Genomic DNA, 22,849 nt, shown 5'->3' on the forward strand with positions numbered 1-22,849 from the left:
ACCAGCCGTCGCTACCAGCCGCAGGCCTCGCGGATCGGCTTTATCGCCTGATCGAGATCGTCGAGATCGAAGGTCGTGCTTACCGGCGCGACCGAGTTCGGCGCCAGCACCAATGCCAGCTTGTGATGTCCCAGAAGAGACTTGATCAGCGGAAGGCTGGACGCGCTGTCGAACAGCCCGGTGGCTGTATGGCTGCTCGACAAGTCCCAACCGGCGGAGTGTTGGGACCCATCGTCGGTGCGGTACTGAACGGCGGCATGGTCGGCATGAATGGAGCCGTCCCATCGCACATAGATCGCGGTCTTGTCCTGGTAGCAGCGGATGACCAGGGTCGGTATGGTCTCCGAGCCATGCAACGGCGTGACGGGCGTGCCATCCGTCATGATCATGACGGTAATGCTGCCGCCAGTGACCACATCCTCCTCCAGTTTTTGCCAAGCGGCATAGGCCGGGAGGGTGGTCGCGCAGACCAGGGCGAACGAGCAGAACGCCGAAATGAACCGCTTCACCATGCCGCGTTCATGCAGGGCCTCGTTACCGCCGTCAAGACCCGCGCCTGCCCAGCCCGAGCTCAGGCGCTCACGATCAGAGCGTCCGCGGCGACTGCTCCGCGCCCTTCCGGCAGCACCATCAGCGGGTTGACATCGAGCTCGAGCAAAGTGTCGCGGTTGGCTGCCGCATAGTCGGCAATGCTCATGACCGCCGAGATGGCGCCGGCGATATCGCCGCGCGGGCGTCCGCGGAAGCCGTCGAGCAGCTTGAAGCTCTTGAGCCGCCTGATTGCCGTTTCTACCGCCTGGGGCGAGGTCGGCAGCAGCAGCCTCTCCGCATCCCGCAGCAGCTCTACCAGGATGCCACCGGCGCCGACCACCAGCACCAGGCCGAACTGCGCATCGCGCTTCACCCCGACGATGAGCTCCGCCACCGCATCCGTGATCATCGGCTCGATCAGGAAACGGTCCAGGCTGAGCCCTGGTTTGTTCTGCTCCACACGAGCCTTCATCTCCCGCGCCGCCGCCGCCACCGCCGGCGCGTCGGCAAGAGCAAGGACTACCCCGCCGACCTCGGTCTTGTGCAGCAAGTCGTCGTGCAGAGCCTTGAGCGCGAACGGTCCCTGCATATCCGCAACGACCTGCGGCAGTTCCGCAAGGCTCACCACACGGCCCTCCGGCACGCGCAGGCCGAAAGCGGCAAGCGCCGTCTTGGACGCATGCTCGTTCAGGCTGCGTGCCCGAACAGGATCGAGCGGCGCAACCGCGAACGGCACCTGCACCGGTTCGGCCCGGCGGCACCGCTCCGCATAAGCGGTCCACAGGCCCAGCACCGGCCCGGCATCGTGGATCCCTTGCAACGGCAGCAGCCCCTCCGCGATGATCATGCGGCGAAGCACCTCCGGCATGGACTCAGGGTTCACGCACGCCACTGCGCCGGGAATGCCGGTTGCCCGGCTGGCCGAGGCCAGCGAGCGCACCATGGCCTGATGGGCCTTGTCCGGCGCCGGTATCACCTCCGGCCGGGCATGGTCGATCACCAGCAGCGCCTGGTCGTAGTGCCGCGACATCATCTCCGTGAACATCGGGGTCAGTAGGTCCTCGCGTCCCCAATAGCCCGCGGTGAAGTCCAGCGGATTGGACGCGATGCCATAGTCTGGTAGCAGCGCCTGCACCGCCGCGCGCTGGGCTGCGTCGGGCTCCGGCAGCTCGAGCCCGGCAAGCGAGGCATAATCCGCCGCCATCCCGTTATCGCCGCCCGAGCTTGAGAACACGGTGAGCCTTCGTCCACGTGGCTTCGGCCACAGGGAGGCCGTCTTCAAAAGCTCCAGGAACTGCGGCACCGACGTGGTCTGCATCACGCCGAGATGATCGAACAGCGCGTCATAGAGCTCGTTCTGGCCGGCCAGCGAGCTGGTGTGGCTCGCCGCGAGCTTGGCGCCCAGCTCCGAGACTCCCACCCTGAACGCCACCACCGGCACCTCTTTCTCAAGCGCCCGGGCGCAAGCCGCGGCAAACCCCGGTACGTCGCGGATTCCTTCCAGGAATAATCCGATCGCGGTGACATTGGGATCATCGATCAGGACGTCGATATAGTCCTCGAACCCGAGCACCGCCTGGTTGCCGGCGCTGATCACATAGCTGAACGGCACCTCTCGCTGATTCTGTGTGAGATTGATGCAGACATTGCCGCTCTGCCCGATGATGGCGGCGCCGCGTGGGCCCGCATCCGTCATATAGGGCACATTCCACAAGCTGGCGCCGGTCACATAATTCACGACGCCGAAGCAGTTCGGCCCGACGATGGCCATGTCGCCCGCCGCCTCGACCAGCGCCCGATGACGCTGCTGGCCGATGCCCGGCAGCTCCGAAAACCCCGCGGCATAGAGCACGGCCGCCCCGGCGCCGATCTCGTTGAGCTCACGCACCATTTCGATGGTCGCATCTGCCGGGATGTTGAGAAAGGACGCATCCGGCGCCACGTCCAGGTCCTTCACGCTGGGCACGCAGGGAATGCCCGCGATCTCCTTGCGCCGCGGGTGCACCACCATGATCCGCCCGGGAAAGCCGGCGCGCCGCGCGATCTCGATCGCCTCCACGTTGCGCTCGCCGCCGGCAAACATCAGGTGCCGGGGCGCCAGCAGGCGCCGGATGTTCTCCCGCCGGGCAAGATTATGCCCCGTCCTCGCTTCCATGACCCCGAGTCCTAGTTCAAATATTCAGTTCAGGTGCCGAGATCGAGAGGCGCGGCCGCCGCCAGGATGTCGTGGAGATCGGCATGGTTTTCCGGCCGTTCGTGGAAGGTCTCGAACACCCACGAGCACAGCACGTGGCGCGCCTCTTCCAGGTCGTAGATCTGTTCCACCACCCAGCCGAACCACAGGCCGTCCACCAGCTGCGTGAAGGTGAGCGAAGCCACCCGGCTATCCAGCGCGAGCCCGCGGTCGGCCGCGGCAGCCTGGATCATCCGCTCGATCCAGCGGCGGTAGCGTCCGTAGAGTTCTCGGTGAACCGCCAGCATTTCGGGGTTCCAGCGGGCCACGGCCGAGAACGCCAGCCACACCGGTGCCGTCTCCCGCCGGGCGTGCGGTTCGCTGAAACTGACGATGGCCGCCGCAAGCAGCCGCCGGAACGGGTCATGCCCCACCGGCTTGAGCGCCCGCCGCATATGGTCGTCAAGCTGGTTGGCCAGATGCCGGAAGGCTTGCAGCAGCAGGTCTTCCTTGCCGTTGAAGTAATGGCCGATCAGCCCCCTGGACAGGCCCGCGGCATCGCAGATCGACTGCACCGTCGAATTAGTATAGCCGAGCTGCGCGATCGACTTGATCGTGCCGCGAATGAGATCCTGCCGACGCGCTTCGATCGTCGGGGTCAGCTTGACCGGCTTATTCATCTAATGCCTGTACTGTTTCAGGATGTCCTTGGCGATCAGGTCCCGGTGAATTTCGGACGTCCCCTCCCAAATACGCTCCACGCGCGCATCGCGCCAGAAGCGTTGAATGGGGAAGTCTTCCATCACACCCATGCCACCGAAAATTTGCACCGCGTTGTCGGTCACGCGGCCCACCATCTCGGACGCGAACAGGTTGACCATGGAGGCCTCGTGCCGGGTGAGCGTGCCCTGGTCCATCTTCCACGCCGCCTCCTGCACCATCAGCAACGCCAGCCGGATGTCCATGGCCATGTCCGAAATCTTGAAGCCGGTGCCCTGGAACTCGCCGATGGTCTTGCCGAAAGCCTTGCGGTTGGCTGCCCAGTCGCAAGCCATCTCGAACACCCGCTCGGCCCGCCCGGTGCAGTGGGCTGCAAGCATCACCCGGCCCGAATAGAGCCAGTCATTGGCAAAGTTGAAGCCATTGCCCTCCTCCCCCAGGATCTTGGCATTGGGCACCCGCACGTCCTCGAAATAGATCATGTTCGGGTTGTAGCCACGCGTGCAGATCGACTTCATCGGCGTGATGGTCACGCCCGGCGTGTCGCGGTCCACCAGGAACACCGTGAAGCGCTTGCGCTTGCCGTTGGGTGTCTCGTCCTCGCCGGTGACCGCGTTCAAGATGATGAAGTCGGCAGCATCCGCATGCGAGATGAACTGCTTGACCCCATTGATGATCCAGTCGTCCCCGTCGCGCCGGGCGGACGTACGGATGGCGCGGGCGTCCGACCCCGCATGCGGCTCCGTTAGGGCGAAGCAGTCGAGCTTCTCGCCCCTGATGCAGGGCATCAGATATTCCTGGATCTGGTCGCCCTTGCAGGCGAGCAGGATCTGGGTCGGCCGCTTGACGAGGAGGCTCAGCGCCGCCGACGGCTTGCCCATCACCCGCTCGACTTGGGCCAGGGTCTGATAATCCAGGCCACCCCCACCCAGCTCCACCGGCATGTTCATCGCCATGAAGCCTGCTTCCCTGGCCTTGCGCTTGATGTCCTGGGCGATCTCGTCGGGCACGGCGCGCAGCTCTTCCACGATGTCCTCGTGCGGATAGAGCTCTTTTTCCACGAAGGCGGTCAGCGCCTCGACCAGCGCCTGCTGTTCGAATGTCAGTGAAAAGTCCACGGGATGGGTGTCCTCTGCTATCGGCGCGCGCGTCTAGCGGCCGACGAAAACCGGAGCGCGCCGCTCATTGGCAGCCTTGAGCCCTTCTTCGTGATCCGCCGTCTTGGCGCAGATCCGGCCATATTCGGATTCCAGCAGCTGCTGCTCGGCGAGAGACCGCTTGTGCGCGCTATCCATGAGGTGCTTGGCCAGGCCGATCGCCACGGTAGGGCCCGAAGCGAGCTTCTCCGCGAGCGCCATGGTGTCCGCCTCGAGCGCCTCGGGCTCCACAACCCGCGTCACCAGCCCGGTCTCCAGCGCCTTCTCTGCGTCATAGAGCTCGCCCGTATAGGCAAACAGCTTGGCATTCTCGAGCCCCATGACCCGCGGCATCAGCCATGAGCCGCCGCAATCCGGCGGGTAGCCGATGCGGGTATAGGCGCAGATGAACTTGGCCCGGCTGGAGGCGATGCGGAAGTCGCAGGCCAGTGCCATGTCGAGGCCGGCGCCCACCGCCGCCCCGTCGATCATTGCGATGGTCGGCTTGCGCAGGGAATAGACCTCGTGCACCAGCTTGATCGCTTCCTCCACCCAATTATTGTCCGGATGCGGATCGATCCCCTTGATCTTGTCGGCCCATTCCTTGACATCGGCCCCGCCGGAAAAGGCACCGCCGCGGCCGGTGAACACGATGGCGCGCAGGTGCTCGGCCTCGGCAGCCTCCTTCACCGCCTTGCGCATCTGCAGCAGCATCGCCGTGTTGATGGCATTGCGCACATCGGGCCGGTTGAGGGCAATCAGGCGGACGGCGCCGCGGTCTTCCACATCGACAAATCTGGACATGCAGGACTCCTGAACCTCGAATCTCAAGGCGTTTTGCGGCGGTTCGCCAGGAAGTGGAGAATGATCGGCGGAATGGTGGTCAGCACGATCAGCAGCGTGGAGATGGCCGCGATCGTCGGGTCCACCTCATCGCGCAGGGATGAGAACATCCGCTTGGTCAAGGTGGCGCCCTCCCCGCCCGAGATGAGCATCGCGATCACCACCTCGTCGAAGGCGATGATGAAGGCAAGCAGCGCGCCGGAAATCACGGAATAGCGGATCTGCGGCAGCGTCACCGTGAGGAACGCCCACAGCCGCGATGCGCCGAGGCTGCGCGCCACCATCTCCTGGCTCATGTCATAAGTCTTGAGCCCCGCGGCGACGGTCACCAGCACGAAGGGCACGGCGAGCAGGGTGTCGGCCAGAACCAGGCCCGCCGTCGTGTTCACCAGATCAAGCCGCGCATAGAGGAAATAGAGGCCGATCGAGATCAGGATGACGGGCACCATCAGCGGCGCGATCAGCGCGCCATAGATCAGGTTGTTGAGCCTGAACTGCCCCACATGCAGGCCGTAAGCCGCCGCCGTGCCGATCGGCGTTGCCAGCAGCATGGTAAGCACGCTCACTCTGACCGAAACCATGGTGGCATCCTGCCACTGCGGCTTGGTGAAGAACGACTGATACCAACGCCAGGAGAAGCCCGGCGGCGGGAACATGAGCGAATTGGATGATGAGAACGACATCGGCACCACGATGAAGGTCGGCGCGATCAGGAACAGCATGATCAGCGCGGTGAGACCGTAGAGCCAGAGGCGGTTGCTGTGGGGCACGTGATGTTCCATGCGCCTACCCCAGCCTCTTGTTCAGCCGCACTAGGATGAAGCGGCTCAGCAGCAGAAAGGCCACCGTCAGCACCAGCAGAACCACGCCGAGCGCCGCCGCCGGCCCCCAGGTCGGATAGAGCGATACGGACGCCTCCACCCGCTGTGCGATCATCTGCACGCGCCCGCCGCCGAGAATGGCCGGCGTGATGTAGAAGCCCAGACACAGAATGAAGGTGAGGATCAGGCCAGCCACCAGCCCCGGCATCGAGAGCGGGAAGAAGATCTGCCAGAAGGCGCGGGTCGGCGACGCCCCGAGATTGGAGGCCGCGCGCAGGTAGCCCGGATCGATCGCCCGCATGGAGGCATAGAGCGGCAGCACCAGGAACGGCAGCATCACATGCACCATGCCGATCACCGTGCCGGTCATGTTGTGGACCAGGCGCAGCGGCTGATCGATCAGGCCAAGATCCAGCAAAAAGTTGTTCACGATCCCGCGCCGCTGCAGCAGCACCAGCCAGGCATAGGTGCGCACCAGCAGCGACGTCCAAAACGGGATCAGCACGCCCAACAGCAGCAGGCCCGCCCATTTCTGCGGCAGCTGGCTGAGGCAATAGGACAGCGGATAGCCGAGCACGGCGCAGATGAGCGTCACCAGCGTGCTGATCTGAAAGGTGACGATGAAGATCGAGAGATAGGCGCCTTCTGTCCAGATCCGCGCATAATTCTCGATGGTCAGGGCACCCTCACCGTCCACCGCCGAGAGCAGAAACAGCCAGCCCACGGGAAGGCACAGCAGGAAGAGCACGATCAGCAGGCCCGGCGTGCAGAGGGCCAGCAGACCACGCCGCTCGGCACGGGCATCCGCCTCGAGGCCGTCCGCATTGATCGCCTCTGCAGGGAGGGTCAGGACTGTGCTGGTCATGGCACCGCCCCTCAGTTCGCCGCAACCAGCCGTGTATCCTGGACATGCATGGCCAGGCACACGGGCGCGCCGATCTCGGGCAGGCTGCGGGCTTGCAACTTGCTGTTGGGCACCCGGGCGATGATCTCGTGATCACCGCTCAGCCGCACGGTGGCCAGCACGCTCTCGCCCTGGAAAACGGCTTCGGTGAGCGTGCCGCGGAAATGGTTGACGTCGTCGCGGTCGGGCTCGTTCTCGCCGGGACAGAGTTCCAGCTTCTCCGGCCGCAGCAACAGCTGCAGTCCATCCGATGCTCCCCTTGGCTGCTCCGGCAGCTTGAGGGTTACCCCCTCGAAACTGGCGGTCGAGCCATTCACCAACACCGGCAGGAAGCTCGATTCTCCGATGAACTCCGCCACGAAGCGGCTCTGCGGGTGCTCGTAGATCTCCTGCGGTGTGTCGAACTGCATCAGCCGGCCATCGTTGAGCACGGCGACCCGGTCCGACATGGTCAGCGCCTCACGCTGGTCATGGGTGACGGCGATGGTCGTCATGCCGAGCTGGTTGTGCAGCCGCCGGATCTCGATCTGCATATGCTCGCGCAGCTGTTTGTCGAGCGCCGACAGCGGCTCGTCCATCAGCAGAATGCGAGGCTCGAACACGACGGCGCGGGCCAGCGCCACCCGCTGGCGCTGTCCGCCGGACAGCTGGTCCACCCGGCGGTCCTCATAGCCCGTGAGCTGCACCAGGCCCAGCGCCTGCTCCACTTTCTGCCGCGCATCCCCCTTGCCGACCCCGCGCAGCCGCAGGGGATAGGCGATGTTGTCGCCCACGGTCATATGGGGGAACAGAGCGTAATTCTGAAACACCATGCCGATATTCCGCTTGTGCGGCGGCAGGCGCACGATCTCCTGCCCGTCTATGGCGATCGAGCCGCTGTCGGGCCGGCTAAATCCGGCAACCGCCATCAGCAGGGTGGTCTTACCGGAGCCGGAGGGGCCGAGCAGGGTCACGAACTCGCCCGGCGCCACAGCCAGGCTCACCTGGTCCAGCGCCACCACGGCGCCATAACGTTTCGTAAGACCGGTGATGGCAACGGGCAACGCCTTGGCGCCGGGCCGGCGGCCTTGATTGAACCCGGTCATGACTTCTCTCAGCATGCTCACAATCACAGTAAGGGTGGAGCGCGGACCCGCCGGCGCTACCGCGTCGACGACCTTGCAGCCGATCATCGCGACGGCGCCGACAACCTGTGAAGCGCGCTATTGGCTCTTCTGCAGGAACGCGTCCCACATCTCTTGCGACTTCTGCCCGTTCTCGGCCCAGTAAGCCTTGTTCTGCACCACCTGCTTGGCCAGGTTGTCCGGCGATGTATTCGCCTTGGCCGTCTGCTCCGGGGTGATCTTTCCGGTCTCGTAGGCCTTCTGATTGATCGGGCCGTAGGAGACATATTTCGGCAGCTCGGCCTGCAGGTCGGGCGACAGGAAGGAGTTGATCACCTTCATCGCCAGTTCCCGGTTCGGCGCGCCCTTCGGCACCACCAGGCACTCCACGTCCATAATGGCCTGATTATAGGTGAAGGCGTAGGGCGCCCCGTCCTTGATCGCCGCTTCGATACGGGCGACCCAAATGGACAGCATATCCGCTTCGCCGCTGCTGGCGAGCTGCGCCGCCTGCGCGCCGGACGTCCACCACGCAACGATGTGCGGGCGGATCTCCTGCAGCTTTTTGACCGCGCGGTCGAGGTCTATTGGATAGAGCTTGTCCTTCGGCACGCCATCAGCCATGAGCGCGATCTCGGCCGTGGTCGAAAGGCCGTAGCCGCCAAGCGCCCGCGTGCCCGGGAATTTCTCGACGTCCCAGAAATCGGCCCAGCTCTTCGGCGGGTTGTCCCCATAGACCTCCGTGTTGTAGGCGAGCACTGACGAATAGGCGGTGAAGCCCACCCAATGGCTCTGCACCAGGTCCTTCGGGATGCCGTCCGTATTGATCACGTTGTAATCGAGCGGCTCCAACAGCCCCTCGTTGGCCGCCTGCTGGCACTGGCCGGAATAGAGCTCCACTACGTCCCACTCGACCGCACCCGCCTTCACCTGGGTGCGGATGTCAGCGATGCTGGAAAGCGTGTAGTCCTTGATGGTGATGCCGAGCGCCTTGGCGGTGGGGTCGTAGAAGGCCTTTTTCAGCGCCTCCTGATATGCCCCGCCATAGGAGGCGACATTCACGGTCTCTTGTGCGTGAAGCGCGGGCGATGTGAGCGCTGCGCACAGCAGCGGCAAGGCTGCCGCGGCAGCCTTTGCGATAATCTTCATCAGGCGATTCCTCCTCTTTGGTCTTGTCCTCTTGTCCGAGCCCTACCCGGCGAGACTTCGACCTGCGTCTATAATCCACAGCTTCGCGGACTGCACAAGCCGTTTTGTTGGACGTACAAAAAAGCTCCGAACCCTGTAAGCTTACTGGCCGCGCCAGACCGGCTTGCGCTTCTCCAGGAAGGCGCGCGGTCCCTCCTCCGCATCGCGGCTGGCCATCATCCGGCGATAGGTGATGAGGTGTTCAGGGGGCTGCCGGTCGATGCGCATCGCCTCTTCGAGCGGCATCAGCTCCGTTGCCGCGAGCACCTCCTTGAGCGCCTGCATGGCCAGAGGCGCCCCCTCCGCGATTTCGTCCGCCAGGGCCCGTGCTGCGTCCAGGAGCTCGTCGCGGGGGTAAACTGCGTGCACCAGCCCCCAGTGGCGGGCTTCCTGCGCCGTCATCCGCCGGCCCGTCAGCATCAATTCCACCGCCACATTGCGGGGCACGCGGCGCGGCAGCCGCTGCACCCCACCCGCATCGGGCAATATGCCGCGCTGCATCTCCGGCAGCTGGAAGAAGGCATCCTCAGCCATCACAATCACGTCACAGGCCAATGCGATTTCAAACCCCCCGCCGATCGCCGGCGCCTGCACTGCAGCCACCAGAGGCTTCAGCAATCCGGGATAGTTGGTGATCCCCCCAAAGCCGCCGAAATCCATGGGATTTTCCGCAGTATTCCCGAAGGGAGAGCCATGCTCGCTCGCCGTTGCGAGAGCCTCCCGGAAGTCCCATCCGGCCGAGAACGCACGCTCTCCCGCACCGGTCACCAAGCCGACTCCAAGCTCCGAATCCTCCTGCAGCGAACGGGCTGCCGCATAGACCTCGCGGCTGAGGCGACGGTTTATGGCGTTGACCGGCGGATGATCGAGCACTATTTCCAGCACCCGAGCACGCCGTTCCACTTTGACGAGCGGGGACTGCTCCGCACCTGACATGTTTCCTCTCCCAGGCTGTAGGTTGGATGTTCATCCAATCTTCAGGAACGATGTGGGATGAGAAAAGAGGACGCAAGGGGTGCATTAACCGGCGTGTCCAAGATCGCCAGTACCGCGGTTCAGCACGTTAGACACAACGCCCTATTTGCCTGGAGGCCTCGGGGGTGAAGAAACTTTTTTTGCTTGCAACGATCGGCTTGTTCGCTCTCACGTCTCAAGCTGACGCCGGAGGGATGAAGCCCCTGTCCGGTTCGGAAATCCGCGCGCTCTTCCCAGGTTCCTTTGCCGGTACCTGGCAAGGACAACACAGCGTGACCATCACCGCGTCCGGAAACGGCAGCATGTCCGGCAAGGCCATGCTCGCCAGCGACACCGGCATTTGGTCGGTGGTGGGGCGCAAGCTTTGCGTCTCGTTCAAGTCCTGGACCAACAATGCCCGCCACTGCGGCGAAGTCTACAGGCAGGGCGATACCTATGTCGGCTTCGTCAAGAACGGCCGGCCCATGCTGCAGTTCCGCAAGCTGATCGAAAGCGCGCAGAATCAGCCGTAAGTCTCATAGCGCTTGATCGCCGCGGCAATCTCCTCGGCGGTCAGAATGCGCGGGACGCCGGCCGAGCGCGCCAGGAGATACTGGCGGCTCAGGGTTTCCAGCCGCTGCGCCCGCAGGAAGGCGTCGCGCAGCGAGCTGCCGTGGCAGATCATGCCGTGGTTGGCGAGCAGACAGGCGCTCCTGTCGCGCAGGGCCTCCACTGCCAGCCGCCCCAGCTCGGGCGTGCCGAAGGTGGTATAGGGCGCGCAGCGCACATCGCTGCCGCCGAAGCCCACGACCATGTAGTGGAACGCGGGCAAGCCCTCACCGAGACAGGCGAGCGCCGTGCACGCATCCGAGTGGGAATGGATCACCGCCCGCGCCTGCGGGTAGGCGGCGTAGATCTCGGCATGCATGAAGCATTCGCTGGACGGCTTGCCATTGCCGAGCGGTCGCCCCTCCCGGTCCGTTGCCACGATGTCGGAGGCCTCGACCTTGTCCACCGTCACGCCGGATCGGGTGATGAGCATGCCCGTGGCGGTCCGGCAGCTCACATTGCCCGAGCCGCCGAAGCAAAATCCATGGGTGCCCAGCAAGCGGTAGGTCTCGGCCACCGCCTCAGCTGTTTCGTCCGGCATTGTCACGTCGATTCTCCCATCCGGCTGAGCAGATAACCCCAATAGCAGGCTTCTCTCCAGCCAAAATGACGGGACGCGGGTGTCACCAGAGCTATGCCGCAGCGGATGCGTCCGCCTGGCCCGGTATGTAGTTGAGAATGGGCCCGAGCCAGCGCTCGACGTCGCTCACCGCCATGCCCTTGCGCGCCGCATAGTCCTCGACCTGATCCCGTTCAACCTTCGCTACGCCGAAATAATATGAGTCCGGATGGGCGAAATAGAGTCCGGAAACCGACGATGCCGGCCACATGGCATAGCTCTCGGTGAGCCGCACGCCGGTCGCCTTCTCCGCATCCAGCAGGCGGAACAGCGTGGCCTTCTCCGTATGATCGGGTTGGGCCGGATAGCCCGGCGCCGGCCTGATGCCGCGATAAGGCTCGGTGATCAACTCCTCCGGCGTGAATGTCTCGTCGGGCGCATAGCCCCAGAACTCGCGCCGCACCCGCTGGTGCATCGCCTCGGCGAAAGCTTCCGCGAACCGGTCAGCCAGCGCCTTCACCAGGATAGATGAATAGTCGTCATTCGCCCGGGCAAATCGCTGGGCAATGGCCTCTTCCTCGATACCGGCGGTCACCACGAAGCCTCCGAGATAGTCGGCCTTGCCCGACTCGATCGGCGCTACGAAATCAGCCAGCGCCATATTGGGCTTGTCCCCGCGCTTGGCCAGCTGCTGGCGCAGGGTGAAGAAGGTGGCAAGCTCCTGCTCCCGGCTCTCGTCCGTGAACAGGCGGATATCGTCACCCACCGCATTGGCCGGCCAGAAGCCGATGACCGCCCGCGGCTTGAACCAGCCTTCGGCGATGATCCTGGCGAGCATCGCCCGGGCATCCTCATAGAGCTGCCGTGCCGCCTGGCCCTGCTTCTCGTCTTCCAATATGGCCGGAAAGCGCCCCTTGAGCTCCCAGGTCTGGAAGAACGGCGTCCAGTCGATATAACGGGCAAGCTCGGCGAGATCGTAGGTGTCGAACACGCGCCTGCCCAGGAAGCGCGGCGCCGGCGGGGCATAATTCGCCCAGTCCGCCTTGAAGGCGTTGGCCCGCGCCCGTGCGAGGGGCAAACGCAGCTTCTCTGCCTCGCTGCGGGCATGCGCCTCCGCCACCTTGCGATATTCGGCCCGCACCGTCTCCACATAGCCGGGCCGGGCCTCCGGCGACATCAGGCTCGAGACCACGCCCACGGCGCGGCTGGCGTCAGTCACATAGACCGCCTGCCCGCGGTTGTAGCGCGGATGGATCTTCACCGCCGTATGCACCCGGCTCGTGGTTGCCCCGCCGATGAGCAACGGCAGGTCGAAGCCTTCCCGCTCCATCTCCGAGGCCACATGCACCATCTCGTCCAGAGACGGGGTGATGAGACCGGACAGACCGATGATGTCCACCTTCTCCTTGCGTGCTGTCTCCAGGATCTTGGTTACCGGCACCATCACCCCGAGATCGATCACCTCGTAATTGTTGCAGGCGAGCACCACGCCGACGATGTTCTTGCCGATGTCGTGGACGTCGCCCTTGACGGTTGCCATCAGAACCTTGCCCGCGGCCGAGCGCCCGCCGCCGTCACCGCCATTGGCCGCCTTCTCCTGCTCCATGTAGGGCAGGAGGTAGGCCACCGCCTGCTTCATCACCCGGGCGGACTTCACCACCTGCGGCAGGAACATCTTGCCCGAGCCGAACAGGTCGCCGACCACGTTCATGCCGGCCATCAGCGGACCTTCGATCACGTGCAGCGGACGCGCTACCTTCTGCCGTGCCTCTTCGACGTCCACGTCGATGAATTCGTTGATGCCGTTGACCAGCGCGTGCTCCAGCCGCTTCTCCACGGGCCAGCTGCGCCAGGCCAGGTCCCTTTCGCTTGCCTCCCGCGTGGCGGTGCCCTTGAAGCGCTCCGCCAAGGCCAGGAGCCGCTCGGTCGCATCCCCCCGGCGGTTGAGCACCACGTCCTCGCAAGCCTCGCGCAGCTCCGGGTCGATCGCCTCGTAGACCGCCAGCTGCCCGGCATTGACGATGCCCATGTCCATCCCTGCCTGGATGGCGTGATAGAGGAACACCGCGTGCATCGCCTCGCGCACCGGCTCATTGCCGCGGAACGAGAAGGACAGGTTCGAAACGCCGCCCGAAACATGCACATGCGGCAAAGTCTGCCGTATGCGGCGCGTCGCCTCGATGAAGGCCAGCCCGTAGCCGTCGTGCTCCTCGATGCCCGTGGCCACCGCGAAGATATTCGGGTCGAACACGATGTCTTCAGGCGGGAAGCCGGCCTTCTCCGTCAGCAGCTTGTATGCGCGGGTGCAGATCTCGACCTTGCGCTCCTGAGTGTCCGCCTGGCCCCCCTCGTCGAAGGCCATCACCACCACCGCTGCCCCATAGGCGCGAACCCGGCGGGCATGCTCCAGAAACGCGTCCTCGCCCTCTTTCAGCGAGATGGAGTTCACCAGGGCCTTGCCCTGCACGCATTTGAGGCCCGCCTCGATGATCGAGAACTTGGAGGAGTCGATCATCACCGGGACCCGGGCAATATCCGGCTCCGCGGCGATGAGATTCAGGAACTCCACCATGACCCGCTCGGAGTCGATGAGGCCCTCGTCCATATTGACGTCGATGACCTGAGCGCCATTGGCCACCTGATCGCGTGCCACCTCCAGCGCGCCAGCATAGTCGCCGGCGGTGATCAGCTTCCGGAATTTCGCCGAACCCGTGACATTTGTCCGCTCGCCCACATTGACGAAGGGAATGTCTGGCGAGAGCACGAAAGGCTCGAGCCCCGACAGCCGCATGAGCCGCGGAACCTCCGGCACAGCCCGTGGCGCAAGACCGGCCACTGCATCGGCAATCGCGCGGATATGCTCAGGGGTCGAGCCGCAGCAGCCACCCACCACATTGACGAGGCCCTCTTCCGCAAAGCCCCTGATCTGCGCCGCCATGTCGTCCGGGCTTTCATCGTAGCCGCCAAAGGCGTTGGGCAGGCCGGCATTGGGATAGGTGCAGACAAGCGCATCCGCAACGGCCGCGATTTCGGCCACGTGCGGCCGCATGGCGGCGGCGCCCAGCGCGCAATTGAGACCGATGGTGAACGGCTGGGCGTGGCGCACGGAATACCAGAACGCCGTCGGCGTCTGGCCGGACAGAGTCCGGCCGGAAAGATCAGTGATGGTGCCGGAGATCATCACCGGTAGCCGGTTTCCCTTCTCCGCGAAAACCTGCTCGCAGGCGAAGATCGCGGCCTTGGCGTTCAGCGTGTCGAAGATCGTCTCGATCAGGATGATCTCGGCGCCGCCGTCCATGAGCCCGCGGACCTGCTCGCCATAGGCGTCGCGGAGCTGGTCGAAGGTCACCGCGCGATAGCCCGGGTTGTTCACGTCAGGCGAGATCGAGGCCGTGCGGTTGGTTGGTCCGAGCGCGCCGGCCACGAAGCGCCGCCGGCCGTCGCGCGCCATCGCTTCCGCGCACGCCGCGCGCGCCAGGCGCGCGCTCTGCACGTTCATCTCATAGACGAGGGCCTCGGTGCCGTAATCCGCCTGCGCGATGCTGGTCGAGGAGAAGGTGTTCGTCTCGATGATGTCGGCCCCGGCCAGGCAATAATCGAGATGGATCTGCCGGATCGCCTCGGGTTGGGTCAGCGATAACAAGTCGTTGTTGCCCTGGAGCTGACAGCTGCAGCCAGCCGTATGGGTGCCGTGGAAGTGACCTTCCCCGAAGCCCAACCCCTGGATCTGGGTCCCCATCGCTCCATCGAGGATAAGGATCCGCTCACGCGCCAGCCGGGCGAGAGCGGTGCGAATCTCGCTGCCGCTGGCTGGCGCTGAATGGCTGAGGTTATCCGACATGCTGTCGTCCTAGCTTCAAGGGACCATCTCGTAATCGAGATATAAAGATATGGTTATATATGCGCAACCAGGAAGCTCCGATATCACGCAAAGATTCCCCCACGCTATCTGGTTATGTGAGGAGAGGACAAAACAAGCCCCCGCACTGGAGCGCGGGGGCTTCGGTGGACGGACGATGCCAATTTGGATGGCGGCTAGGGGGAATGATCGGCAAAGGGGGCTATCTGCCGGTGGCCTCCTGCGGGGCTCACTGATGCCAAAGATCGCCCAGAGCGTGCAACACTTGTTCAGCTGTGGCTGGCACGAAGTGATCCCCACCGGGAGCATGATGATCCTGCGGATCGCCGGTATTTGGGTGGAACGCAGCGTAACCTACAAACGGCTGGGCCGCAGATGACTGCCCGGTAGTATAGGTTACCGGATTGTTGTTTGTGATATACGTACCACCGAGACCAAGATTTATGTGAGGCCCCAAATCGTAATGCTGATTAAACATACTAACCATCGACGCACCATAAGAAGCGATTGAGCTGCAACCCTACTCATGATTGTCTAGCGCCAGGTCTTTAATATTCCATTATTTGTAACAGTACGATTGCGAGGTCCCGTAGCCGTCAAAGCTCATCACCTCAATCTGCTCAACTGGGCACTGCCGCCTGAACCCATGGTCAGCATCCAAAAACACCATCCTGCAGCCGCTCTCGTTCCAATATCCATCGCTTGACAAACCGATTGGAAATCACCAGCCTTCTTCATATGAAGAGGCGCATGAAAATCGTCCGAGCTCTGTTTCTGCGGGCCCACCCCATCGCGGGCTAGCGCGCCCTCGGCTCGGCATCTGGCGCTTCCGGGCCGAGGGTCCGAGGCTTTCATTCCCAAGCGCAGAACCAACGACGGCCGCCATGCCTCCTTAAGCTTGCCGGCCGTACTGTCGACGTTCCGCTGAGTTGTTCCACCAGCGGCCGCTAGGCGGCCGATCGATAGGACTTGCCCATGCGCAAAGACACTCATTCCGCGAGAAAGCCAAGCATCATCATCAGCGATAGTGATTACGAGCGCTTGACCAGGCTTGCGACCAACGCCCTGGGATCGATGGCGGAGGTCGCGGAGGAGCTTCTGGCCGAGCTCGAACGCGCCAAGGTGGTCGACGACAAGGCGGTGCCGGCCAATGTGGTGCGCATGGGGTCCACCGTCACCTATCGCGCCGACAATGGCCAGGAACGCACGGTTACGCTGGTCAATCCCGGCGAGGCGGACATAGCGGAGGGCAAGATCTCGATCATGACCCCGATCGGCACCGCTCTGATCGGCCTCGCCGAGGGCAAGTCCATCGGCTGGCTGGGACGCGACGGCCACAAGCATCGTCTTACAGTCCTCTCGGTGGGCCAGCACTGATCATGGCGGCCGTCATCGCGCGTGCATCTCGGACCCGAGCCATACCGCGATGCCGGTGGCCGCAGCCACTGCGGTGGCGAAGGCGCCCTGCAGGAGGTAGCCGCCCGTGGGCGCATCCCAGTCGAGCATCTCACCGGCGACAAAGGTGCCGGGCAGCGCCTTGAGCATGAAATGCTCGTCCACCGCATCGAAGCGAATCCCGCCGGCCGAGGAGATCGCACGGGCAATCGGCTGAACGCCGGTGAGCGCGAGTGGCACAGCCTTGACCAGCGCAGCAAGGGCCACAGGATCGGTGGGAACCGCGCCGGCCGTGGCTTCGTGCAAAATGCCGATCGCCAGCGGCGTCAAACCGACCGCCTTGCGGAAGGCATTGGACCGTGACTCCCCGCGGCGCCGGCGGACCAGCCGGTCGGCGATCCGCTCCGCATCGAGATCCGGCCGAAGATCCGCGGTGAGCAACGCCCTCCCCTTCCGCTCGATCGTGGTACGCAGGCGGGAAGACAGGGCATAGACCGCGCCGCCTTCGATGCCATAGCGGGTGATCATGGCTTCGCCGCGTACGCTTGCTCCATCATGCGACAGCCTCACCGGCTTGAGCGGCTGTCCCGCGAACCGGTCGCGAAACCTCTCGCTCCAGGCGATGTCGAACCCCATGTTGGAAGGCGCGAGCTGCGCAATGGGGACGCCGCGGGCGGCAAGGATCTCGGTCCATGCGCCATCGGCGCCAAGCCGCGGCCAGCTCGCGCCGCCCAGGGCGAGCAGGGTGGCAGCGGCCCTGACGGAAATCAGCTGTCCGTTGGCCTCACGGAACAGCAGCGCGCCGTCTTCGTGCCAGCCAAGCCAGCGATGGCGGGTTAGCACCCGCACCCCTTGGCGATCGAGCCGCGCCAGCCAGGCGCGCAGCAGCGGCGAAGCCTTCATGGCCCGCGGAAACACCCGCCCGCTGGAGCCCACGAAGGTCTCGGCGTCCAGGCCGTCCGCCCAGGCACGCAAGGCTTCAGGTGGAAAGGCCTTGATGGCGCGCAGCAAGGCTTCCCCACCTGGGTCATACCGCGCGAGGAACCGGTGAAGGTCCTCGCCATGGGTGAGATTGAGGCCGCCACGCCCTGCCATCAGCAATTTGCGCCCGACCGAGGGCATGTGCTCGTAGACCGTGACCCTGCAGCCGGCGGCGCTCAGGCGATCGGCCGCCATCAAGCCGGCCGGGCCGCCGCCGATCACCGCAACGAAAGGTCTTTCTTCACCATTTTCAGGCTGGCTGCTCATCGGCCGCCCTTGTGGGCGATCGAGGCTGACCGGGCAAGCATATTCCGTCAGTCCCCGCGCTCCCCTTTGCGCGGGGCTGCAAAAGGGCTAAACACCGCGCATGAAATTCCTCGACCGCGCCAAAATCTATGTTCGCTCAGGCGATGGCGGCTCCGGCAGCGTCAGCTTCCGGCGCGAGAAATTCATCGAGTTCGGCGGACCGGATGGGGGCGATGGTGGGCGCGGCGGCGACGTGTGGGCCGAAGCGGTCGATGGCCTGAACACCCTGATCGATTACCGCTACAAGCAGCATTTCAAGGCGCAGCGCGGCACCAACGGCATGGGCCAGAACCGCACCGGCCCATCGGGCAAGGATCTCGTGCTCAAGGTGCCGGTCGGCACCCAGATCTTCGAGGAGGACGGCGAGACCCTGATCGCCGACTTGACCGCGGTCGGCCAGCGGGTGCGCCTGGCGGTGGGCGGCAATGGCGGCTTCGGCAACAGCCACTTCAAGTCATCGACCAACCGCGCGCCCCGACGGGCAAATCCCGGCCAGCCGGGCGAGGAACGCTGGATCTGGCTGCAGCTCAAGCTCATTGCGGATGCCGGACTGGTAGGCCTGCCCAATGCCGGCAAGTCCACCATGTTGGCAGCGGTCACGGCGGCCAAGCCCAAGATCGCCGATTACCCCTTCACCACCCTTTCGCCTGTGCTCGGCGTGGTGCATGTGGACGGCAATGAATTCGTGCTCGCCGACATCCCCGGCCTCATCGAGGGCGCCCACCGCGGTGTCGGCCTCGGCCACCGCTTCCTCGGCCATGTGGAGCGCTGCGCCGTGCTGCTGCATCTGATCGATGCCACCCAGGACGATCCGGTCGCCGCATACCGCACCGTACGCGGCGAGCTCGATCTCTATGGTCACGGACTTGCGGAAAAGCCGGAGATCGTGGCCCTCAACAAGATCGACGCGCTCGCCACCGAGGACGTCGAGGCGATGCGCGCGGCGCTCGCTCAGCAGATCGGCAATCCGGTGCTCGCCCTGTCCGGTGCTGCCGGCATCGGGGTGAAAGAAGCCATGCGTGAGCTCTTCCGCATCCTCTCGCGCGAGCGGCCGCAACCGCTGCACGAGAGCGCGGAAGAGAAGCCTCGTGAGGGCTGGCAGCCATGAGACGGCTCGATCGGTCGAAACGGCTGGTGGTCAAGATCGGCTCGGCCCTGCTCGTCAATCCGGATGGGCAGCTTAACCGGCCCTGGCTCGAGAGCCTCATCCACGACTTGGCGCAACTCAAAGCCGCGGGCGTCGAGACGCTCATCGTCTCATCCGGCGCAATCGCCTTGGGCCGCCGCACCCTCGGCCTGCCGAAGCGCCCGCTGAAATTGGCCGAAAGCCAAGCGGCTGCCGCCGTCGGCCAGATCGCGCTGGCCCGGGCTTATCAGCAGATCCTGGCCGAGCACGGCTATGTGGCGGCCCAGATCCTGCTCACCCTCAAGGACACGGAAGAGCGCCGCCGCTATCTCAACGCGCGCTCCACCGTCGGCACGCTGCTCAAGCAGGGCGCCGTACCGGTCATCAACGAGAATGACACGGTGGCCACCACCGAGATCCGCTATGGCGACAATGACCGCCTCGCCGCCCGGGTCAGCAGCATGATGTCGGCCGATTGCCTGGTGCTGCTGTCGGATGTGGACGGCCTTTATACCGCTGCCCCCGGCGCCGGCGCCGACGCGCGGTTGGTCGCCGAAGTGCACGAGATCACGCCCGAGATCATGGCTATGGCCGGCAAGCCGGTGAGCGGCGTCGGCTCCGGCGGAATGATCACCAAGATCGAGGCCGCGCGCATCGCCGTCGGTGCCGGCGCGCATATGGTGATCGCCTCCGGCCGCCACCTAAATCCCTTGCGCCGCATCGATGCCGGGGCGCCGTGCACCTGGTTCCTGTCCAGCGCATCACCGGTTGCCTCGCGCAAGCGGTGGATTGCCGGCGCGCTCGAGCCCGCCGGCAGGCTGATCGTGGATCAGGGCGCGGTCAACGCGCTGCTTGATGGCCGCAGCCTCCTGCCCGCCGGCGTGAAACGGGTGGACGGATCCTTCGCGCGGGGCGATACAGTAAGCATCTGTGCCTTGTCGGGGGTAGAGATCGCGCGCGGCCTGGTTGCCTACGACCGGGACGAGGCGGAGCGCATTGCCGGCGCCCGCAGCCACGAGATCGAGCAGCGACTCGGCTGGCGCGGTCGCGACGAGATGGTGCACCGCGACGATCTCGTCATCATTGGGAGCTTGCATCATGAAGCTGGCTGAGGTGGCCGCAGACACGCCTTCGCTTGCGGCGTCCATGGCCGAGATTGGACAGGCGACGCGGGCGGCCGCGGCCGTGCTGGCGCGCACGCCGACCAGCGCGAAGAATATGGCGCTCCTCGGCATGGCGGCCGAGATCCGCGCCGCCCAAACAGCCATTCTGGCGGCCAACGACGCCGATATGGGGCGAGCCAAGGCCGCAAAGCTGGCGCCGTCCTTCCTCGACCGCCTGCAGCTCACCGAGGCACGCATCGAGGCCATGGCCCGCGGGCTCGAGGAGATCGCAGCGCTTCCCGACCCGGTGGGAGAGACCATCGCCGAATGGACCCGGCCCAATGGCCTCGCCATCTCCAGGGTAAGGACGCCCATCGGTGTGATCGGCGTGATCTATGAGAGCCGCCCTAATGTGACGGCAGATGCCGGCGCGCTCTGCCTGAAGGCGGGAAATGCCGCCGTTCTGCGCGGCGGCTCCGACAGCTTCGAAAGCAGCCGCGCCATAGCCGATTGCCTGGCCGCAGGTCTCGCAAAGGCGGGGCTGCCGCGCGCCGCCATTCAGCTGGTGCCCAGCAGCGACCGCGCGGCGGTCGGCATGATGCTGGCCGGCCTCGACGGCAATATCGACCTGATCATCCCCCGCGGCGGCAAGAGCCTGGTCGCCCGGGTTCAGGCCGAGGCGCGTGTACCCGTATTCAGCCATCTCGAGGGCATCTGCCACGTTTATGTGGACAAGGCGGCCGATCCGAAGATGGCCCGCGACGTGGTGCTCAACGCCAAGATGCGCCGCACCGGCATTTGCGGCGCCGCTGAAACCCTGCTGGTCGACCGTGCCGGCGCCGACCGCCACCTCAAGCCGCTGATCGAAACCCTGATCCAATCCGGCTGCGAGGTGCGCGGCTGCCGCGAAACGCGGGCGGCCGACCCTCGCGTGAGGCCTGCCACCGAAGCGGACTGGTCCACCGAATATCTCGATGCCATCGTGTCCATGCGGGTCGTGGATGGGGTCGACGCGGCCATCGACCATATCGCCCGCTACGGCTCGCAGCATACGGACGCGATCATCACCGATGACGAGGCCACAGCCGAGCATTTCCTCGGCGCGGTGGACAGCGCCATCGTGCTGCACAATGCCTCCACGCAATTCGCCGATGGCGGCGAATTCGGCATGGGGGCAGAGATCGGCATCGCCACCGGCAAGCTGCATGCGCGTGGCCCCGTGGGCGTGGAGCAGCTGACCACGTTCAAATACGTGGTCCGCGGCAGCGGCCAGACTCGCCCTTGAGCAGGGCCTGACCTGGCATGAGCCGTCTCCCCCTGCCGTTCCCCGCGGTCAGCCCCGGCATGCGCATCGGCATCTTCGGTGGCTCCTTCAATCCCGCCCATGCCGGCCATCTGGCCATTGCGAATGAGGCCTTGAAACGCCTGCGCCTCGATGAGCTCTGGTGGCTGGTCTCGCCTCAGAACCCCCTGAAGGACCCATCCGAAACCGACGATTTCGAGCGCCGTGTCGCGCTTTCTCGCAAGCTGGTCCATCATCCCAGGATCAAGATCATGACTTTCGAACGGCAGCTTGGTACCACCAACACCGCCGCCACCTTGCGCGCGCTGCGGCCGTTGCTGGCTCGCGCCCGTTTCGCCTGGGTGATGGGCGCCGACAGCTTCGCGACCCTGCACCGCTGGCACAACTGGCTGCGGATTCCCCAGGCGCTGCCGCTCGCCGTGTTCGACCGCCCTGGCTACACTCTGCAAGCCTTGCATTCGCCGGCGGCGCAACGGCTCGCGCCGTTCCGGCTGGACGCCAGCGACAGCGCCGCCTTGCCTGGCCATCCAACGCCCGCCTGGTGCTTCATTCCCATTCCCCGCCGCTCCGACAGCTCCACGGCCCTGCGCCGCCGCCCGGCAGCAAAATAGAAACAGTGCGGCTCTATTCGGCGCTTGTGTTGCAGCCGGCCTATTGCACATCGAACGAAGGGCGCTAATCTAACAGAGTCAGAACGAGGTTGAAGATCGTGGCGTTAACGCGTGCGTAACCTATCGTGTCGTGGAACCGTGGCGCCTGATTGCGCGAATCGGGCGCTGACGCCGGGAAAGGATCATAGCTCTGACAGTTCGTGCAGATGGATACGATGCCGTGCATCGTGTGGAAACTGGAGTGCTGCCCGAAGGCAGTATTTCGAAACTGGTGGCCGAGGTTCGCGATTCACTTGATGATTCCAAGGCCGAAGACGTGGTCGCCATCGACCTGACTGGACGTACTCCGATCGCCGACTATATGGTCATCGCCTCCGGCCGGTCGGACCGTCACGTCGGCGCAATCGCCGAGCATCTGGTCGAGAACCTGAAGAAATCCGGACATCGCGATATCAAGGTCCAAGGCCTCACTCATTGCGACTGGGTGCTGGTCGACACTGGGGATGTCATCGTGCACATCTTCCGGCCGGACGTTCGCGAGTTTTACAACCTGGAAAAGCTCTGGTCGGAAAACGCACCGATCGAGCGGCGGGTCTGACCGGGGCCCGCCGGCCAACCAGGCCG

The 22,849-nt window shown here is 64.8% G+C and carries 20 protein-coding genes; 7 read left to right on the plus strand and 13 right to left on the minus strand.

Features of this window, described 5'->3' with window-relative positions; translation table 11 throughout:
* Positions 1-11 precede the first annotated feature (11 nt).
* From E4P09_RS04855 to E4P09_RS04900, 10 genes are all read right to left on the minus strand, one after another.
* On the minus strand, positions 12-512 hold the full coding sequence (locus E4P09_RS04855) for a type VI secretion system-associated protein TagO (protein ID WP_137388412.1): 501 nt from the start codon (positions 510-512) through the stop codon (positions 12-14).
* 59 nt (positions 513-571) lie between these two features.
* Positions 572-2,686: an acetate--CoA ligase family protein gene (locus E4P09_RS04860; RefSeq protein ID WP_137388413.1), complete on the minus strand. Its 2,115-nt coding sequence runs from the start codon at positions 2,684-2,686 to the stop codon at positions 572-574.
* Between the two features lie 29 nt (positions 2,687-2,715).
* Positions 2,716-3,384, minus strand: a complete 669-nt coding sequence (locus tag E4P09_RS04865) for a TetR family transcriptional regulator C-terminal domain-containing protein (protein ID WP_137388414.1) — start codon at positions 3,382-3,384, stop codon at positions 2,716-2,718.
* The gene (locus E4P09_RS04870; RefSeq protein ID WP_137388415.1) at positions 3,385-4,542 is read right to left on the minus strand and encodes an acyl-CoA dehydrogenase family protein; all 1,158 of its coding nucleotides are present in this window, start codon (positions 4,540-4,542) and stop codon (positions 3,385-3,387) included. It lies immediately after the preceding gene.
* A 33-nt stretch (positions 4,543-4,575) separates the two neighbouring features.
* Positions 4,576-5,364 carry an enoyl-CoA hydratase/isomerase family protein gene (locus E4P09_RS04875; protein WP_137388416.1) on the minus strand — a complete coding sequence of 263 codons (789 nt, stop codon included), beginning with the start codon at positions 5,362-5,364 and terminating at the stop codon, positions 4,576-4,578.
* Between the two features lie 23 nt (positions 5,365-5,387).
* Entirely contained in the window at positions 5,388-6,173 is a 786-nt protein-coding gene (locus E4P09_RS04880; protein ID WP_338048985.1) for an ABC transporter permease, read from the minus strand.
* Between the two features lie 16 nt (positions 6,174-6,189).
* Positions 6,190-7,089 carry an ABC transporter permease gene (locus E4P09_RS04885; protein ID WP_137388418.1) on the minus strand — a complete coding sequence of 300 codons (900 nt, stop codon included), beginning with the start codon at positions 7,087-7,089 and terminating at the stop codon, positions 6,190-6,192.
* 11 nt (positions 7,090-7,100) lie between these two features.
* Positions 7,101-8,213 (minus strand): ABC transporter ATP-binding protein, encoded by a 1,113-nt coding sequence (locus E4P09_RS04890; protein WP_137388419.1) that lies wholly within the window; start codon positions 8,211-8,213, stop codon positions 7,101-7,103.
* Between the two features lie 117 nt (positions 8,214-8,330).
* Positions 8,331-9,380: an ABC transporter substrate-binding protein gene (locus E4P09_RS04895; RefSeq protein ID WP_137388420.1), complete on the minus strand. Its 1,050-nt coding sequence runs from the start codon at positions 9,378-9,380 to the stop codon at positions 8,331-8,333.
* A 141-nt stretch (positions 9,381-9,521) separates the two neighbouring features.
* A complete protein-coding gene (locus tag E4P09_RS04900) occupies positions 9,522-10,355 on the minus strand; it encodes an enoyl-CoA hydratase-related protein (RefSeq protein ID WP_137388421.1) in 834 nt (277 codons plus the stop codon).
* A gap of 311 nt (positions 10,356-10,666) precedes the next feature.
* Here E4P09_RS04900 and E4P09_RS04905 point away from each other — a divergent pair, with 311 nt between their 5' ends.
* The gene (locus tag E4P09_RS04905) at positions 10,667-10,906 is read left to right on the plus strand and encodes a hypothetical protein (protein WP_137388422.1); all 240 of its coding nucleotides are present in this window, start codon (positions 10,667-10,669) and stop codon (positions 10,904-10,906) included.
* On the opposite strand, the gene E4P09_RS04910 is transcribed toward E4P09_RS04905, so the two are convergent.
* Both E4P09_RS04910 and metH read right to left on the minus strand, forming a co-directional pair.
* On the minus strand, positions 10,897-11,523 hold the full coding sequence (locus tag E4P09_RS04910) for a class II aldolase/adducin family protein (RefSeq protein ID WP_137388423.1): 627 nt from the start codon (positions 11,521-11,523) through the stop codon (positions 10,897-10,899). The two genes, E4P09_RS04905 and E4P09_RS04910, sit on opposite strands and share 10 nt — an antisense overlap.
* 91 nt (positions 11,524-11,614) lie before the next feature.
* The gene (gene metH, locus E4P09_RS04915) at positions 11,615-15,382 is read right to left on the minus strand and encodes a methionine synthase (protein ID WP_137388424.1); all 3,768 of its coding nucleotides are present in this window, start codon (positions 15,380-15,382) and stop codon (positions 11,615-11,617) included.
* 993 nt (positions 15,383-16,375) lie between these two features.
* On the opposite strand from metH, the gene rnk reads away from it, so the two are divergent.
* On the plus strand, positions 16,376-16,777 hold the full coding sequence (rnk, locus tag E4P09_RS04920) for a nucleoside diphosphate kinase regulator (protein ID WP_137388425.1): 402 nt from the start codon (positions 16,376-16,378) through the stop codon (positions 16,775-16,777).
* A gap of 12 nt (positions 16,778-16,789) precedes the next feature.
* Here the strand turns inward: rnk and E4P09_RS04925 are convergent, their stop codons facing one another.
* Positions 16,790-18,043, minus strand: coding sequence for a BaiN/RdsA family NAD(P)/FAD-dependent oxidoreductase (locus E4P09_RS04925; RefSeq protein WP_137388426.1), 1,254 nt, complete (start codon positions 18,041-18,043; stop codon positions 16,790-16,792).
* Positions 18,044-18,143: 100 nt separating this feature from the next.
* Between E4P09_RS04925 and obgE the strand changes: the two genes are divergently transcribed.
* The 5 genes from obgE (at position 18,144) to rsfS (ending at position 22,823) form a co-directional block, all read left to right on the plus strand.
* Positions 18,144-19,190, plus strand: a complete 1,047-nt coding sequence (gene obgE, locus E4P09_RS04930) for a GTPase ObgE (RefSeq protein WP_137388427.1) — start codon at positions 18,144-18,146, stop codon at positions 19,188-19,190.
* Positions 19,187-20,320 carry a glutamate 5-kinase gene (gene proB, locus E4P09_RS04935; RefSeq protein ID WP_137388428.1) on the plus strand — a complete coding sequence of 378 codons (1,134 nt, stop codon included), beginning with the start codon at positions 19,187-19,189 and terminating at the stop codon, positions 20,318-20,320. Before obgE ends, proB begins: the two co-directional genes overlap by 4 nt.
* Positions 20,307-21,596, plus strand: a complete 1,290-nt coding sequence (locus E4P09_RS04940; protein WP_137388429.1) for a glutamate-5-semialdehyde dehydrogenase — start codon at positions 20,307-20,309, stop codon at positions 21,594-21,596. The genes proB and E4P09_RS04940 overlap by 14 nt, the downstream gene beginning before the upstream one ends.
* Before the next feature lie 17 nt (positions 21,597-21,613).
* Positions 21,614-22,225, plus strand: coding sequence for a nicotinate-nucleotide adenylyltransferase (locus E4P09_RS04945; RefSeq protein WP_137388430.1), 612 nt, complete (start codon positions 21,614-21,616; stop codon positions 22,223-22,225).
* 241 nt (positions 22,226-22,466) lie between these two features.
* Complete coding sequence (gene rsfS / locus E4P09_RS04950; protein WP_239025026.1) at positions 22,467-22,823, plus strand: ribosome silencing factor; 357 nt, start codon at positions 22,467-22,469, stop codon at positions 22,821-22,823.
* The last annotated feature ends 26 nt before the right edge of the window (positions 22,824-22,849 follow it).

It is taken from the genome of Rhodoligotrophos defluvii (assembly GCF_005281615.1).
Taxonomy (GTDB): Bacteria; Pseudomonadota; Alphaproteobacteria; order Rhizobiales; family Im1; genus Rhodoligotrophos; species Rhodoligotrophos defluvii.